The 16143-nt window shown below is 71.4% G+C and carries 15 protein-coding genes; 7 read left to right on the forward strand and 8 right to left on the reverse strand.

From position 1 onward, the window contains the following. Positions 1-69 precede the first annotated feature (69 nt). Positions 70-954 carry a sulfite exporter TauE/SafE family protein gene (locus EDD27_RS36875; protein WP_241564454.1) on the forward strand — a complete coding sequence of 295 codons (885 nt, stop codon included), beginning with the start codon at positions 70-72 and terminating at the stop codon, positions 952-954. A 51-nt stretch (positions 955-1005) separates the two neighbouring features. Here EDD27_RS36875 and EDD27_RS36880 read toward each other — a convergent pair whose 3' ends face one another. After that, positions 1006-1995 carry a glycoside hydrolase family 26 protein gene (locus EDD27_RS36880; protein ID WP_241564455.1) on the reverse strand — a complete coding sequence of 330 codons (990 nt, stop codon included), beginning with the start codon at positions 1993-1995 and terminating at the stop codon, positions 1006-1008. Between the two features lie 374 nt (positions 1996-2369). On the opposite strand from EDD27_RS36880, the gene EDD27_RS36885 reads away from it, so the two are divergent. The 6 genes from EDD27_RS36885 to EDD27_RS36910 are packed head-to-tail and all read left to right on the forward strand — an operon-like array spanning position 2370 to position 8853. Continuing rightward, positions 2370-3686 (forward strand): Wzz/FepE/Etk N-terminal domain-containing protein, encoded by a 1317-nt coding sequence (locus tag EDD27_RS36885; protein WP_127936509.1) that lies wholly within the window; start codon positions 2370-2372, stop codon positions 3684-3686. Then, complete coding sequence (locus EDD27_RS36890; RefSeq protein ID WP_127936510.1) at positions 3683-4948, forward strand: O-antigen ligase family protein; 1266 nt, start codon at positions 3683-3685, stop codon at positions 4946-4948. Before EDD27_RS36885 ends, EDD27_RS36890 begins: the two co-directional genes overlap by 4 nt. Next, positions 4945-5841, forward strand: a complete 897-nt coding sequence (locus EDD27_RS36895) for a hypothetical protein (protein WP_127936511.1) — start codon at positions 4945-4947, stop codon at positions 5839-5841. The genes EDD27_RS36890 and EDD27_RS36895 overlap by 4 nt, the downstream gene beginning before the upstream one ends. Continuing rightward, positions 5838-6692: a sulfotransferase domain-containing protein gene (locus EDD27_RS36900; protein ID WP_127936512.1), complete on the forward strand. Its 855-nt coding sequence runs from the start codon at positions 5838-5840 to the stop codon at positions 6690-6692. The genes EDD27_RS36895 and EDD27_RS36900 overlap by 4 nt, the downstream gene beginning before the upstream one ends. Then, positions 6680-7957, forward strand: a complete 1278-nt coding sequence (locus tag EDD27_RS36905) for a lipopolysaccharide biosynthesis protein (protein WP_241564456.1) — start codon at positions 6680-6682, stop codon at positions 7955-7957. Before EDD27_RS36900 ends, EDD27_RS36905 begins: the two co-directional genes overlap by 13 nt. Then, on the forward strand, positions 7954-8853 hold the full coding sequence (locus EDD27_RS36910) for a sulfotransferase (RefSeq protein ID WP_127936514.1): 900 nt from the start codon (positions 7954-7956) through the stop codon (positions 8851-8853). The genes EDD27_RS36905 and EDD27_RS36910 overlap by 4 nt, the downstream gene beginning before the upstream one ends. Here EDD27_RS36910 and EDD27_RS36915 read toward each other — a convergent pair. From EDD27_RS36915 to EDD27_RS36945, 7 genes are all read right to left on the reverse strand, one after another. Then, the gene (locus EDD27_RS36915) at positions 8837-9595 is read right to left on the reverse strand and encodes a WecB/TagA/CpsF family glycosyltransferase (RefSeq protein ID WP_127936515.1); all 759 of its coding nucleotides are present in this window, start codon (positions 9593-9595) and stop codon (positions 8837-8839) included. The two genes, EDD27_RS36910 and EDD27_RS36915, sit on opposite strands and share 17 nt — an antisense overlap. A gap of 119 nt (positions 9596-9714) precedes the next feature. Next, positions 9715-10692: a glycosyltransferase family 2 protein gene (locus tag EDD27_RS36920; protein ID WP_241564457.1), complete on the reverse strand. Its 978-nt coding sequence runs from the start codon at positions 10690-10692 to the stop codon at positions 9715-9717. Beyond that, positions 10689-11594: a sulfotransferase gene (locus EDD27_RS36925; protein ID WP_241564458.1), complete on the reverse strand. Its 906-nt coding sequence runs from the start codon at positions 11592-11594 to the stop codon at positions 10689-10691. The genes EDD27_RS36920 and EDD27_RS36925 overlap by 4 nt, the downstream gene beginning before the upstream one ends. Before the next feature lie 93 nt (positions 11595-11687). Beyond that, on the reverse strand, positions 11688-12950 hold the full coding sequence (cysN, locus tag EDD27_RS36930; RefSeq protein WP_127936516.1) for a sulfate adenylyltransferase subunit CysN: 1263 nt from the start codon (positions 12948-12950) through the stop codon (positions 11688-11690). Beyond that, positions 12950-13864: a sulfate adenylyltransferase subunit CysD gene (gene cysD / locus EDD27_RS36935; RefSeq protein ID WP_127936517.1), complete on the reverse strand. Its 915-nt coding sequence runs from the start codon at positions 13862-13864 to the stop codon at positions 12950-12952. The genes cysN and cysD overlap by 1 nt, the downstream gene beginning before the upstream one ends. A 19-nt stretch (positions 13865-13883) precedes the next feature. After that, positions 13884-14648: a 3'(2'),5'-bisphosphate nucleotidase CysQ gene (locus tag EDD27_RS36940; protein ID WP_206641815.1), complete on the reverse strand. Its 765-nt coding sequence runs from the start codon at positions 14646-14648 to the stop codon at positions 13884-13886. Further along, a complete protein-coding gene (locus tag EDD27_RS36945) occupies positions 14648-16087 on the reverse strand; it encodes a sugar transferase (protein WP_127941209.1) in 1440 nt (479 codons plus the stop codon). The genes EDD27_RS36940 and EDD27_RS36945 overlap by 1 nt, the downstream gene beginning before the upstream one ends. Between the last annotated feature and the right edge of the window lie 56 nt (positions 16088-16143).

Below are 16143 nucleotides of genomic sequence, written 5' to 3' on the forward strand. Positions count from 1 at the left end.
GACTGAGCGGAGTGGAGGGCTGAGGGACGAAGCACTCCGCGAAGCGAAGGAGGAGCTGGTGAGCGACCGGTGAGCGCAGACTTCCCCCTGATCGCCGGGTCGTTCCTCGTCGCTATCGTGGTCGGGCTGACCGGCATGGGCGGCGGGGCGCTGATGACCCCGATGATGATGTTGTTCTTCAACGTGCCACCGCTGGCGGCGGTCTCCAGCGACCTGGTGGCCTCGGCCGTGATGAAGCCGGTGGGCAGCGTCGTACACCTGCGCCGCGGCACGGTCAACCTGCGTCTGGTGGGCTGGCTGTGCGCGGGTTCGGTGCCGACCGCTTTCTGCGGGGTGTTCCTGGCCCGGGCGTTCGCGGTCAGCGACGGGGTCAAGTACGCCCTGGGCGTGGCGCTGCTGCTGGCCGTGGCGGGCATGGCGCTCAAGGCGTGGCTCGGGACACGGGGAGGGACGTCGAGCGCACAGGACATCGTCGTGCGCCCAATTCCGACCCTACTGGTCGGTATGGTAGGCGGACTGGTGGTCGGCGTCTCCTCCGTCGGCTCGGGGTCACTGATCATCGTGGCCCTGCTCGTGCTCTATCCGGCGCTCAAGGCCAACCAGCTCGTGGGCACCGACCTGGTGCAGGCCGTGCCGCTGGTCACCGCGGCCGCGCTCGGCCACCTGCTGTTCGGCGACTTCCAGATGGATCTCACGGTGTCGCTGCTCATCGGCTCGATCCCGGGCGTCTATCTCGGCGCCAGGATCTCCTCGCGCGCACCGGGCGGGCTGATCAGGGCCATGCTGGCGATCGTGCTGCTCGCCTCCGCGCTCAAGCTGCTCGACGTGAGCAACACCGTCACCGTCTGGGCGCTCGCCGCGGCGACCGCCATCACCATCGCGGGCTGGAGATGGCGGCGCCTTCTCCCCGGCAACCGCGCCGCCGCACCGAGCGAGACCGTGAGCACGCACTAGGCGCTCCGTCCGCGGCGCTTACCTCCCTCAACGGCCCCACGCCCACCCGGGTTAGGGGCGCGGGACGGGGGTCGAGCGGAAGTACCGATCTCGTGCGAGCCGGGTGAAGGCCCGGTCGGCTTCGGCGTTGGAGTCGAAGCTGGTGTCGCCCCGCGGCGCCTGCGGCGAGTCGAAGTACAGCAGCGCCTTGATCTGGGGATACCGCTTGACCTGCCGGCGCACCGACTCGAAGAACCTCCGCTTGAACCCCGGGTCCCGGGGCCGCTCGAACACCCCCCACTCGGCCACCATGACCGGTTTGCCGGGGAAGCGCAGCTGCATCCACCGGTAGAAACCCGGCCACTGCGCGTATTCCTCGCGGGTCTTGTTCACCAGCCCGTCGAAGTCCTGGACCCGGTCGTCGGCGTAAGGGTCCATGGCGACCCAGTCCACCACGTCGTCGCCCGGGTAGAGCTCCTCGAACCACGGCTCGGCCGCCCAGTTCGGCGCCCCCATGTACGTCATGACCGTGACGGCGTTCCGCACGCCCTGCTCGCGCAGCCTGAGCACCACGTGCCGGTACATCGCGGCGTAGTCGGTGGCCTGCATGCCCGACCCGGACGAGGCGTCCACGTCGTTCTCCGGCTCGTGATGGAGGGTGAGGAAGAACCGCTCGGGGAAGGTGCTCCTGAGGTATTCGGCCAGCCGGTCGATCCTGGCGTCGAGCGCTCCGTCGGCGATCTCTGCCCACGTGTGGTCGAACGACGGCTTCCAGTTGATCATGAGCAGCCGCGGCCGCGCGGGATCGCGGGCCAGCCGCAGCTCCGCTTGGGTCGGGAACAATTCGCTGCCCCGGTGGTAGACGTGCAGCACGTCGGCGGTGGCGCCCATGCGGGCCTCCGCCCCGTGCAGCGCCTGCTCGATCGGAGCGCCGGTGAAGACCTCTGGCGCCAGGCCCCACCACGCGCCGCACGACGGAATGAGCCTGGCGGTGGCCGTGCAGGCCGGCGCCCCCGCGACCTTGTCCTGATCTTTGATGGCTGTGGCGACCGGCGTCCGCATGTCGGACCCCTCCGCGCCGGAGCAGGCGGCCAGCGCCGCGACCACGACGAGTCCGGTCGTTCGATGAGTAATTCCCCGTAGCAGCAAAGCCGCTCAACCCCCTTGTCGAAGGACCCCCGCCTTGTCACACCTGAACCTTGCCATGTCATTGCCGCCGACGTGGAAGTCTTCGCAGTTCACGCTGCATAACCGAGCGCCCGAAATTTCCGGCTATTTCGATTTAATACGGCCCTTCTTTCCTGCCGTACAGGAGAAAATCTTGGATATTCGGCCTGGGTTCTGATCGTCCGGGCCTATAGTGGGCGCACGCCTCGGCACGTGACGCAGAGTCCTCAAGTGATGACAGCGCGCACACCATCCAGGAGACCTCCCCCATGAGCCAGCCGCCGGACGTCCAGGCCCGCCGCCCCGGCGCGGACCTGGACGAGCATCTCTCACTGCTGCGCAGGCGGTGGCTGCTCCTCGTGGGCTGCGTGGTGGTCGGCGGCACGGCCGGGCTCGCGCTGATGCGCCTCACCCCGCCCGCCTACACCGCCACCACGCAGGTGCACGTCATGCCGGTCGGGCCGCAGGAGCCGGGCAATCAGGTGACCGCCCGCCAGCGCGAGGCGCTCAACCTCGACACCGAGGCCCAGGTCGCCCAGTCGGCCGTGGTCGCCGCCCGCGCCGCACGGGAGCTGGGGGTCGAGGCGACCGAACCTGCCGAGGTCACGGTGCCGCCGAACTCGGCGGTCCTGTGGATCTCCGTCACCGCCGCCGATCCCCGCGTCTCCGCCGCCCAGTCGCACGCGTACGCCGAGGCATACCTCGCGCATCGGCGCGAGAGCGCGCTGGACGCGCTCGCGGCGCAGCAGCAGGTGGTGCTGGCCAAGCTCAAGCAGGTCAACGCGGGCATCGACGCGGGCATCAAGGAGCTCGCCGGGCTGGCCAAAGGCAGTCCCGAGCGGACGATCGCGCTGCAGCGGCAGGGGGTGCTCAACCGGCAGGCCGCCAGCCTCGCACTCAAGTACGACGCGTTGCGCACGGTCGCGGTGACCCCCGGCGCGATCATCAGCCGGGCCGCGCCGCCGGCCGGGCCCAGCGCGCCCAGCCTGCCGCTCTACCTCGGCACCGGGCTGATGGCGGGCCTTCTCATCGGCTCCGCCGCCGCCTATGCCCGCGACCGGCTCGACACGCGGCTGCGTACGGCCGCCGACGTCGAGCGGCTGACCGGCCTGCCCGTGCTGGGCGACCTGTCGAGCCCGCGCGAGGACGGTGTGGAGCACGATCTGGCCTGCGCCGTGGTCGCCGCGTGCCCGGGCAAGCGGCTGCTGGTCAAGATGCTGCCTGCCGGCCTCTCCGCCTCGTTCGCCGGGGAGCCACTGGAGATCCGGGCACCGCTGTCGGTGCTCGACGGCTCCGACGTGCGCGATCTGGCCAGGGCCGACGCGGCCCTGCTGCTGGTCGGGCTCGGGCGGCTCAGGGCGGAGCAGGTCACGGCCGCCGCGGTCCGGCTGGGCCGGCACGACCTGCCGATCATCGGCGTGGTGACGGCCACCGACGTGGTCCCGACGTTCCTGCCGCTGCTGGAGCCGCGCCCGCACACGCCGCTCGGCAAGCTCGTGGCCACCGGGGAGTTCGGGGTGAGCGTGTCGGCGGAGACCACGCCCATGCAGGCACTTCGCCAGACCCTTCCCGGCCAGCAGCCGTGAGAGGGCCCGCCTGGCCCATCGCGGCGTTGCTGATCGGCTACCCGATCTGGTGGGCGCTCGGGTTCGGCGGGTTGTCCGTGGTCGTCCTCGCCGTGCCGATGGCGGTGCTGCTGTGGCGGCGCCGCCCGATCAGGGTGCCGCCCGGGTTCGCGCTGTGGTTGTTGCTGCTCGCCGGCTACCTGGTGAGCGGCATCATGCTGGCCGAGACGCCGCCGGGCACGTACGGCGAGTTCGGCCCCGGCCGGATCATCGGCTACGCCATGCGGCTGGCGCTGTACACGGCCGTCCTGATCATGGTCCTCTACCTCGGCAACCTGACCGAGCGTGAGCTGCCGCAACTGCGCCTGGTCCGCATGCTCGGCGTGTTGTTCGTCACGACGGTCGCGGGCGGGCTGCTCGGCGTGTTCCTGCCCGGGTTCTCCTACACCTCGCCGGTGGAGCGGGTGCTGCCGCGGTGGCTGAGCGAGAACCCGTTCGTGCAGAACCTGATCCATCCCACGGCCGCCCAGACGCAGAAGGTGCTCGGCTACGCCATGCCCAGGCCGGAGGCCCCGTTCGAGTGGGCGAACGCGTGGGGCAACAACGTGTCGGTGCTGCTGGTCTGGGCCGTGGTCGGCTGGTGGGTGTACGGCGGACGGCGGCACAAGCTCTTCGTGGCCGCCATGATCGCCCTGGCCGCGATCCCCATCGTGTACTCGCTCAACCGCGGCCTGTGGATCGGCCTCGGGCTGGCGATCCTCTACGTGATCATCCGGGTGGGCGGGCGCACCAGGGTGGTGTTGTGCGGGGCCGTGGCGGCGGCGGCGCTGGCGTTCGTGCTGAGCCCGCTGGCGCCGCTGGTCGCGCAGCGGCTGGACAAACCACACTCGAACGACATCAGGGCCTTCACCGTGACCGCCACCCTCGCGGCCGCCCGGCACTCGCCGGTGATCGGCTACGGCAACACCCGCAACGCGATGGGCAACCACCGCTCGATCACCACGGGCCGGACCGACTGGTGCACGACCTGCGGGCACCCGCCGCTCGGCAGCGACGGGCAACTCTGGCTGCTGATCATCACGCAGGGGTTCACGGGGGCGGCGCTGTACGTGGCGTTCTTCGTCGGCGCCATCCGCCGCCACTGGCCCGACCGCAGCCCCATCGGGCTGGCGGGAGTGCTGGTGATGGGGCTCGTGCTGCTCTACATGTTCGTCTACGACGGCCTCGTCACGCCGCTCGGCCTCTACCTCGTCTCCTTCGCCCTTCTTTGGAGGAACTCGTGAGTGATGCGACGGCGCGGCTTGATTACCTCTCCGAGACCGTCCGGCTGCTGTATCCGGGGCCTGGGTCGCCCCGGGCCTACACCCTGCTGCCGCACGCCGCCGTGCCCCGCCGCCTGGCCCCGCGCCGGTGGTGGCACCTGTGGTCCGAGGTCACGGTGCCGGGTGGGGGATCCATTACGGCGCATTTGAGCGAGGTCTTCGGCCGGCCGGTGGAAGCGGTCCTCCACGTACGTCCCGCGCTGCGGGCCAACCGCAAGCCGATCCTGGAGGTGCGCTCCGGCGCGCGGCCGCTCGCGTTCGTGAAGGTCGGCGACAGCCCCCGGGCACGCGAGCTGATCACCTCCGAGGCCGCGGCGCTGCGCAGGCTGGCGGGGCTCGGGCTGAAAACCGTGACCCCTCCCGCGGTGCTCCACCACGGCGACTGGCGCGGCCTGACGGTGCTGGCCCTGTCGCCGCTGCCGGTGCGGCGCCGTCGCACGCCCCGCCCGCTGCTGCTCGCCGCGATCAAGGAGATCGCGGGTACCGGCGGGTCCAGTCCGGCCTGGCACGGTGACTTCGCGCCGTGGAACGTGTGCCCGGCGCCCGACGGGCGGCTGCTCGTGTGGGACTGGGAGCGCTACGAGGTCGGCGTGCCCTACGGGTTCGACGCCGTGCACCACTTCTTTCAGCGGGCGTTGCGCAGGATGCGCCCGCCGGTCGCCGCCCGGGCGTGCGTGGCGAGGGCGGCACGCGAGCTGGCCCCGCTGGGGCTGTCGGCCGCCGCGGCCAAGCAGACCGCGCTGCGCTACCTCATCGCCCTGGCCGACCGGCACGCCGCGGACGGGCACGCGCCGCTCGGGCCGCCGGATTCCTGGCTCAATCCGGTCGTCGACCACGAGGAGCTGCTGACATGAGAACCACGAAGCGGTCCGCGCTGTCGCTGTCGCGGGGCGCGGGCAGGCTCACGTCCGGGGCGCGGGTGTTGCCGTCGTTCCTGATCGCCGGGGCGCAGCGGTGCGGCACCACGTCCCTGTACCGGGCGCTCGCGCAACATCCGCTGCTGCTCAAGCCGGTGCTGCACAAGGGCGTGCACTACTTCGACGTCGCCTACCAGCGCGGGTTGTCCTGGTATCAGGGGCATTTCCCGCTGCGGGTGGGGGCGGCGCTGATCGAGCGACGGTACGGCGGCCGCGCTCTCGCCTTCGAGTCGTCCCCCTACTACCTGTTCCATCCGCTGGCCGGGGAGCGGATCGCGGCCGACCTGCCCGGCGTGAAGCTGATCGTGCTGGTACGCGATCCGGTGGAGCGGGCCTGCTCGGCCCACGCCCACGAGCTGGCCAGGGGGTTCGAGACGGAGTCGCACTTCGAGCACGCGATCGAGCTGGAGGAGCGGCGGCTGGCCGGGGCTGAGGAGGCGCTGCGCGCCTCGCCGTACACGCTGCACCACTCGCACCGTCACCACGCCTACGTGGCCCGCGGCCGCTACGCCGACCAGTTCGAGCGGCTGGAGCCGCTGATCGGGCGGGACCGGATGCTGGTGCTGGACAGCCACCGGTTCTTCCGGGACCCGGAGCAGGTCTACAACCGGGTTCTGGAGTTCCTCCGCGTGCCGCATCTGGGGTATCCGGTGTTCGAGCGGCACAACGGGCGGGCGTTGCCGCGGCCGGTGCCCCGTGCACTGGGGCGGGCGCTGCGGGAGCACTTCGAGCCGTACGACGCGCGGCTGGTGCGGTGGCTGGGCGAGGAGCCGTCGTGGCGGAGCTGACCCGGCGCCGGGGCGCGGTCGAAGGGCCGGGGCGGGCCGGGGCCGCGGGTGTCGCGGCGGCGGCCTTTTCGACGCTGGCCCAGTTCGTCCTCGTGGTGGTGGTGACCAGGGCGTTCACGGCCGAGGAGGCGGGAGGCTTCTTCGCGGTGACCGCCGTCGTGCTCATGGCGGCGGGGATCGCCAAGCTGGATGCGGGGAACGGGCTCGTGTACTTCATCGCCCGTGCGGAGACGTACGGATATCTCGGCATATCCGGATATATCCGGGCGGCGCTGATGCCCTGCGTCGTGGTGGCGTGCGGGGCCGCGGTGGTGGTGTACCCGCATGTGGGTATGGTCGCGGCGGTCCTGCCGGTCATCGTGCTGGGGGACGTCCTGCTGGCCGCGACGCGGGGGTTCGGGACCATGCGCCCGACCGTGCTCCTGGACGGGATGGTGCTTCCCGCCGCCCAGCTGGTGCTCGTCGCCGGGGTGGCCGTGGCCGGGGTGGCCGAGTGGTTGCCGGTGGCGTGGGGGCTGCCGTACGTGCCGGTGCTGGCCCTGGCGGCGGCCGGGATGCGGGGGCGGGCGCCGCGTGGCCCGTACCTGCCGGGCACGGGGCGGGATCTGTGGCGGCACACGGCGCCGCGGTCGGTGGCCGGGGGCGTGCAGGCGGTGTTCCAGCGGGTGGACGTCGTGGTGGTGGCGCTGCTCGCGGGTCCGGCGCAGGCCGCCGTCTACACGGCCGCCACCCGGTTCAAGGTCGTGGGGCAGTTGGCGAACCAAGGGCTGGCGCAGGCCGTACAGGCTCGGCTGGTGGGCGCGCTCGCGCGCGGGGAGCTGGCGCGGGCGAGGGAGCTGTACCAGGCCGCCACGGTGTGGCTGGTGTTGCTGACGTGGCCGGTGTGGCTGGCATACGGGGCGCTGGCGCCCTGGCTGCTGGGCGTGTTCGGCCCCGCGTACGGGTCGGCGGCGCCCGTGGCGCTGATTCTGGCCGGGACGATGATGGTGGCCACGGCCTGCGGCATGGTCGACGTCGTGCTGACCGCGGCCGGGCACACGGGGGCGAGCCTGCGCAATCTGGTGGCGGCCGTCGTCTGCACCCTGACGCTGGACGTGGCGCTGATCCCGGCCCACGGGGCGCTCGGCGCGGTCGCCGGCTGGTCGGGCGGCGTGCTCGTCAAGAACCTGCTGCCGCTGTGGCAGCTCCACCGCCGCTACGGTCTGCACCCGTTCGGCCGCCACACCCTGGCGGCGCTGCGGTGGCGAGCGTGGGCGGCGGCATGAGCGCCCCCGTCCTCGTGACCGGGCTGCCCCGCAGCGGCACCAGCTGGACGGGCAAGATGCTGGTGGCCGGCGGCGGGCTGGTCTACGTCAACGAGCCGCTCAACCCGCAACACCCGCCCGGCCGCTGCCCGGGGGTGCTCAGGGCCGAGGTGACGCACCGGTTCCAGTACATCTGCGACGACAACGCCGACGTCTGGCTGCCTGCCTTCCGGGACACGGTCGCCCTGCGCTATCGCTGGCTGGCCGAATTGCGGGCGAACCGTTCGCCCTACGATCTGGCCCGCCTGGTCCGCTACGGCACCGCTTTCGCGCTGGGGCGCGTGGCGGGGCGGCGTGCGCTGCTCGACGACCCGTTCGCGGTGTTGAGCGCGGGGTGGTTCGCGCGGCGGCTGGGGTGCCGGGTCGTGGCGTTGGTCCGTGATCCGGTGTCGTTCGTGGCGAGCTGGCAGCGGCTGGGCTGGGCAGTGTCCTTCCGGGAGCTTCTCGAGCAGCCGCTGCTGGTCCGCGACCATCCCGAGGTGATGGAGCTGCGTACCCTCGCCGGCTCCGGCGACCGCGTCGCCCAGGCCGCCGCGTTGTGGAGGGTCGCCCACACGATCCTGGCCCGGACGCCGGACATCCTCCTCACCTCGTACGAGTCGCTGGCCGCCGACCCGATCGCCGGCTTCCGCCGCCTGTACGCCTACGCGGACCTGCAATGGACGCCCGCTGCCGAACGCCGCATCGCCAGGGCGTGCACCGGGGGCTCCGGGCGGGTCACGGGTGCTTTCGCCTGGTCCGGGTTGTCGCGGACGGCGTACCGGCGTATGGACTCGCGCCGCGCGCTGGACGCGGGCGCCCGCGGGCTCGGCCATGAGGACGCGGCGCGCGTCCGCGCTCTCACATCGGGGCCTTGAGGCGGGCAGCCAGGCAGCGGCCCAGCAGGCGCGCCGCGAACGGCAGATCGTCGACCAAGTAGCGGCGCGCCAGCCGGCCCGGCTCGGTTGCCAGCCGGAACGCCCACTCCAGGCCGGTCCGCCGCATCCATTCCGGTGCTCGCGGCACCGTGCCCGCCGCGAAGGCGATCGCCGCCCCGCACCCGAGGAACCACGTCCCTGGCAGCTCTTTCCGCAGATCCGCGATGAGCCGGTCCTGCCGGGGGAAGCCGAGCCCGACGAAGACGAGTCTCGGTCGCGCGGCGACCACTCTCCGCCGTACGAGCTCGCGGCCCTCCGGGCTGGCGTCGAAGCCGTAGGGCGGTGCGTAGGCGCCGCAGACCCGCAGCCGCGGAAAGCGGCTCGTGAGCGCGCCCACGGCCCGCTGGGCGACGTCCTCGGGGCCGCCGCCGAGGACGTAGACGGGCCAGTCCCGGCGGGCGGCCAGCCTGCTGAGCGCCCAGAGAAGGTCGGCTCCGGTGACGCGCTCGGGCAGTGGCGTGCCCAGCAGCCGTGCCGCCCATACCAGCGGCATCCCGTCGGCCACCGCGAGGTCGGCCGAGCACACCAGGTCTTGAAGCGCGGGGTCGGTGGCGGCGATGCGGCAGATGTCGATGTTCGGGGTGACGATGCGGCCGCCCCTGCCCGCCTCCAGCGCGGCGGCCACCCACTGGACCACCTGCTCTTCAGTGACCGCGTCCACCCCGACCCCGCCGACCTGCACCCGCCCACCCGCGGGCGCCCCAGCCGGTGCGCCCGCGCCCGGACCAGTCCACGACGACGAGACCTGGTGCGTGGCAACGGACGGAAGGGCTGAGGTGGGAAGCTCTGGAGGCGGGGCGGTCAAATGCCGTGTCCTCGGTTGTGCAGCATCGTGAGCACGGTCGGCGCGGAGACGAGGCCGGCCGCCACCGCCAGGGCGATCGGCGCGCGGGGCTCGGTCAGCCGGGCCGCGAACGTGCGGACGGCCCAGCGCGCGGCCTCGCGCCGGTGCCCCAGTGCGGCATGACTGAAGGCAAGCTGACCGTAGACCCGTGCCGCGCCGCGCGGGTCCACGGCCAGTTCGGGGTGCCGGGCGAGCATCCAGTCGAGCCCGGCAATGCGATCCGCCCAGCGGGCGACGTAGTGGGATCCGCCCCAGCGCACCCGGACGAGCGGCCGGTCCACGTGCGCGATCGGCCGCCGCTTGGCGGCTCGGAGCGCCAGGTCCCAGTCCTCGTTCTGGCCTGCGGGCGCGCTCTCGTCGGCCCACAGCGCGCCGCGCTCGAACAGGAACGTCGACGAGTGGACCATCACCATGCGCGACCGTACGAGATCGCCCGTGGTGATGGAGCAGGCGCCGGCGAGCCTGGCCACGCGGCGGCTGCCGTATTCGACCGCGATGCCGCAGCTGGCGAACTCGCCGCCGTCGTCGCAGAGCGCCCGGACCTGGGCGGTGAGCTTGCCCGGCAGCCAGACGTCATCGTCGTCGCAGAAGGCGACGAGGTCGGTGTCGCAGGCGGCGATGCCGGTGTTGCGGGCCCCTGGAAGCCCAGGGGTGCGTGTGTTCGGCAGGACGCGTGTGCGATGGCGATCGCCGGCCACCGCACCGTCCACTTGCCGCGCCACCTCCAGGCACGTCGCCGCACACGCGCGCGCCGCACCCTCGCAGACCGCATCCGAAGCGTCCGCGCCGGGCACCGTCGTGCCGTCCGCCACGACGGCCACCGACAGCTCCCCCGGATAGTCCTGGGCCAGCACGGCCTCGACGGCCTCACGCAAAGGGCCGGGGCGGTCGCCGCGTGTGGGGATCACCACGCCCACCGATGGCAGCCGCGTCACCCGGCCGCCTCCGTGTATCCGTACCGATGCCTGAGCGGCCACGTCAGCGCGTCGACCACCCGCCGGTCACCATCACGCAGCCCCGTCGCCCACGCGTCGTCCCGCCGCAGCTCCACCCGCCCCACGTGGAAGCGCATCGGATTGCCGGAGACCGTGTGCGACGGCCCGAGCCAGGCGGTCCGGCCGTCGACGAACGGCAGCCCGGGGACCGCGGCGGCCAGCCCGAGCTCGCCGACCAGCGCCGCGAGCGTGCGCTCGGGGGCGGCGAGCAGGTCCTCGTAGCGGACCGTCGTCACGCGGGCCCCGCGGCGCGCGAGCAGCTCCAGCGCGGCATTCTGCGCCGTCCAGTGCAGCGCCGTGCGGGCAGGCCCCCAGCGGGTCATGGGCCGCCCGTCCTCCGGGCGCGCCACGGCCTTGCCCCAGGAGTAGGCGACGGCCCGCGGATCCCTGACCACGTGGACCACATGGACGTCCATGCCGCTCGCCACCAGGCACCAGGCGAGCGAGGCGTGCTTGCTGGAGTCGATCACGACCGCGGCGCCCGTCGCGGCGTAGACCAGCCGGTACGCCTGCGCGTATTCGGCCAGGTCACGATGTGCGATGCGGACGATCCGGCGGGTGCGGTCGACCCGGTGCCTGAGCATCAGGACCCGGTGCGCCGTCACGCTCGCCCAACCGCCGAACGCACGCTCGCCGACCTGTCGCCAGAAGGCGCAGGCGGGGAAGGGCACACCGCACCCGCAAAGTTCCTGTGCGAGCACTCCCCTCTCCCACAGGTGCACCACCTCTCCGAGCGCGACCACGCCGGGCAGCTCGCCGAGGAGCCTCTCGAGCAGCGTGGTGCCACTTCGGCCCAAGCCGCCCAGGTAGATGACCCGGGTGGTGGTTACGCGGTCGATCACAGAAGAGGGCCTTCGCGTTCGTGAACACGGAACGCGAAGACCCTATCGCGGAGAGTAATCAGCGGGTAAGAGAAGAGTGAAAAGATCTACCGTTCAGCGGACATCCATGATCATGCCGGCGCCGACCGTGCCGTTCGTGGCCTCGTCCACCAAGATGAAGCCGCCCGTGAGCCGGTTACGGCCGTAGTCGTCCACGAACAACGGCTGCGTGACCCGCAACGACACCCGGCCGATCTCGTTGAGGCCGAGCGAGCTCGCCTCCTCGTCCCGGTGCAGGGTGTTGACGTCGAGCCGGTAGTGCAGGTCGCGGACGAGAGCGCGGGCCGTACGGGTGGTGTGCTTGATGGTCAGCTTGGAGCGCGGCGTCAGCTTGACCCCGTCGGCCATCCAGCAGACCATCGCCTCCAGCTCCTGCGCCACGTGCGGCTGGTTGTTGGGCCGGGCGATCATGTCGCCGCGCGAGATGTCGAGGTCGTCCTCGAAGCGCAGCGTGACCGACATGGGCGCGAACGCCTCCTCCACCGGACCGTCGAACGTGTCGATCGAGGCGATCCGCGTGGTCAGGCCCGACGGCAGGTGCACGACCTCGTCGCCCGGCTTCAGCACGCCGCCGGCGACCTGCCCCGCGTAGCCCCGGTAGTCGTGGAAGGCCTGGTCGGTGGCGCGCTGGGGACGGATGACGTATTGGACGGGGAAGCGCACGTCGGTCAGGTTGCGGTCGGAGGCGATGTGCACGTTCTCCAGGTGGTGCAGCAGCGACGTGCCCAGATACCAGGGCATGTTCTCCGAACGGGAGACCACGTTGTCGCCGTTGAGCGCGGAGATCGGGATGAAGGTCAGGTCGGAGACGTTCAGCTTGGACGCGAACGCCGTGAACTCCTCCCTGATCTCCTCGAACCGCTCCCGCGAGTAGTCCACCAGGTCCATCTTGTTGACGGCCAGCACCAGGTGCGGCACGCGCAGCAGCGAGGTCAGGAACGCGTGCCGGCGCGACTGCTCCAGCACGCCCTTGCGGGCGTCGATGAGAATGATCGCCAGGTCGGCCGTGGAGGCGCCGGTGACCATGTTGCGGGTGTACTGGATGTGGCCGGGCGTGTCGGCGATGATGAACTTCCGGCGCGGCGTCGCGAAATAGCGGTACGCCACGTCGATGGTGATCCCCTGCTCCCGCTCGGCCCGCAACCCGTCGGTCAGCAGCGACAGGTCGGTGTATTCGGTGCCCCGGTCGCGCGAGGTGCGCTCAACGGCTTCGAGCTGATCCTCGAAGATCGCCTTGGAGTCGAAGAGCAACCGTCCGATGAGGGTGGACTTGCCGTCGTCGACGCTTCCCGCTGTGGCAAAGCGAAGAATGTCCATTAGAAGTAACCCTCTCGCTTCCGATCTTCCATCGCGGCCTCGGACGAGCGGTCGTCGGCCCTGGTGGCCCCGCGCTCGGTGATCCTGGTGGCCGCGATCTCCTCGATGATCTCCTCGACCGTGGCGGCCGTGGACTGCACGGCGCCGGTGCAGGTCATGTCGCCCACGGTCCGGTAACGGACGACGGCCTCGAACAGCGGCTCGTCGTCGCCGCGCTGCACGACGTCGGAGTCGGGCAGCAGCATGCCGTCACGCTCGAACACCTTGCGGGTGTGGGCGAAGTAGATGGAGGGGATCTCGATGCCCTCGCGCCTGATGTAGTCCCAGACGTCGAGCTCGGTCCAGTTGGACAGCGGGAAGACGCGGATGTGCTCGCCCTTGCGGATGCGCGAGTTGTAGAGGTTCCACAGCTCCGGGCGCTGGTTCTTCGGATCCCACTGGCCGAAGTCGTCGCGGAAGGAGAACACGCGCTCCTTGGCGCGGGCCTTCTCCTCATCCCGCCGGGCGCCGCCGAACACGGCGTCGAACTCGTGCTCCTCGATCGCGTCCAGCAGCGTGGTGGTCTGCAGCCGGTTACGCGAGGCGCGCCGCCCGGTCTCCTCCACGACACGGCCCTGATCGATCGAGTCCTGAACGCTCGCCACGATCAGGCGGGCGCCCAGCTCCGCCGAGCGGCGGTCGCGGAACTCGATGACCTCGTCGAAGTTGTGGCCGGTGTCGACGTGCATGAGGGGGAACGGGATGGCCGCGGGCCAGAACGCCTTCTCCGCGATGCGGAGCATGACGATCGAGTCCTTACCCCCGGAGAAGAGCAGACACGGGCGCTCGAACTCGGCGGCCACCTCGCGCATGATGTGGATGGCCTCGGCTTCGAGCACGTCAAGCTGCGACGTCGTGTAGTCGCGCTGGAGCATGGGTGCTTCCTCCGGCGTTTCAGCGGTGCAGGTCCCGAATCCCGGCGAGCAGAGATGTCGCCAGCTCCGGTAGGGAAACCAGAATATCTGGTAGTGACGGGTCGGCTTGGTTATAGGTGAGCTCTGAGCCGTCGATTCGGCTCGCGTGCGCCCCTGCGGCAAGGGCGACGGCGACGGGTGCGGCCGAGTCCCATTCGTACTGGCCGCCGGCGTGTACGTAGGCCTCGACCTCGCCGGTGAGCACCGCGGAGATCTTCGCCCCGGCGGAGCCGATCGGCACCAGGTCGGCGCCTGCAAGGTAGGCCAATTTCTGGACGAACTCGGGCGGTCTGGTGCGGCTGACCGCGATCCGGAAACGGCCCCCGGCGTGGGCGGGCGGCTTGGGCGGCTCGGCGGTGGTCAGCGTGCGGCCCTGGGCGGGCAGCGCCACGGCGCCCGCACTGAGCTTGCCGCGCTCCCACAACGCCACGTGTACGGCCCAGTCGGCCCGGCCTTCCTCGGAGAACTCACGGGTGCCGTCCAACGGGTCCACGATCCACACCCGGTCCGCCGTGAGCCTGCGCGGGTCGAGCCGCTCCTCGCGGGTGGCCTCCTCCGACAACACGCTGTCGGAGGGCCTCAGCCGGGCCAGGGCCTCCATGAGGAAGACGTGGGAGGCCCGGTCGCCCTCCGCCTTGAGCGCGGGCGCGTCGCCGAACCCCAGGCGCTCCCGGATCCGCAGCAGCCGCTCGCCCGCGTCGCTCGCCAGGTCTGCGGCGAGCGCGTGGTCGTCGCGAATCGTCATCAATATGCTCCTTGCCCGCGGGCGACGGCCGACCAGGTTTTCCACAGGATCTGCAAGTCCAGCGTGAGGGACCAGTTCTCCACGTAACGCAGGTCGAGACGTACGGATTCCTCCCAAGATAGGTCAGATCTACCACTGACCTGCCACAGTCCGGTCAGCCCAGGGCGTACGAGCAGCCGTCTGCGCACGTCGTCACCGTACTGTGCCACTTCCTCCGGCAACGGCGGCCTGGGCCCCACCAGCGACATGTGGCCGAGCACGACATTGATGAGCTGAGGCAGCTCATCGAGCGAGTGGCGGCGCATCCGCGCGCCGAGCGGCGTGACCCTTGGATCGTTCCGGATCTTGAACAGCACCCCGTCACGGTCACTGACCAAAGTGATCCTCTGCTGCTCCGACCCGCGCCTCATGGTGCGGAACTTCAAGATCGTGAACAGCCGGCCGTCCCTGCCCACCCGGGTCTGCCGGAACAACGCGGGTCCGGGGCTCGTCACGCGCACGGCCACCGCCAGCGCGGCCAGCACGGGTGCGAGCAGCGCCAGCAGCGCGACGGCGACCAGCCGGTCGAAGATGTTCTTGACCAGTTGCCTGGCCCCGGCCAGCTCAGGATGCTCCACGTGGAGAAGCGGCAGCCCGGCGACGGGCCTGATCATGGTGCGCGGCCCGGCCACGTCCATCAGCGCGGGCGCCACGACGAGCTCGGTGTGCGTGCGCTCCAGCCGCCAGGCCAGCCGCCGCAGCGCCTGACCGTCCATCTCGGGGCAGGCCAGCACGGCCACGGTGTCGGCGTCGCATTGCGCCACCGCGAGGGGCACGTCGCTGAGGTCGCCGACGATCGGAACCCCGGCCACCCGCTCCCCGAGCGCGGCCTCCACGAGCTCCGGCACACAGGCGGCCACGACGTCCATGCCATGGTGACGTTCCTTGCGGAACAGCTCGACCAACTCGGCGATCGAGGCCGTGTGACCGGCCGCGACGACCTTGCGCATGCACGCCCCGGCCGCCCTGCGCCGGTGCAGCGAGCGGCGCAGCGCGTATCTGAGGACGAGCGTGAGCAGCGTGACGAGGGGCAGCGCGAGCACGACGTAGCCGCGGGCGACGTCGGTCTTGGTCAGGTAGGACCCGATGGCGGTGCCGGCGGTCAGCGCCACGCCGCACTGCAGGATCCTGCGGAACTCCTCGGAGCCGATGCCGATCATGCGCGGCTCATAGGCCCGGTTCAGCGCCACCGCGCACGTCCACACCACCGGCAGCGCCAGGCTGACCAGCAGGTACGGCAGCGCGTACGGCGTCAGCTCGCCGAACCGCACCAAAAAGGCCACGGCGGACCCGATGCCGGCGCCGCACAGATCGGCCGCCACGGCACGCAGGCGGTAGGCACGGATCCAGGCAGCAGTGCGTGGCCCGACCTGCCACGAGACCACATGGCCGACGGGCATGAGTCCCACACCGCGCACACGCGCCTCCAAGATGACCTTCCATGAGCGGACAGTCA

Origin of the sequence: Nonomuraea polychroma, assembly GCF_004011505.1 — a bacterium.
In the GTDB taxonomy this organism is placed as follows: Bacteria; Actinomycetota; Actinomycetes; order Streptosporangiales; family Streptosporangiaceae; genus Nonomuraea; species Nonomuraea polychroma.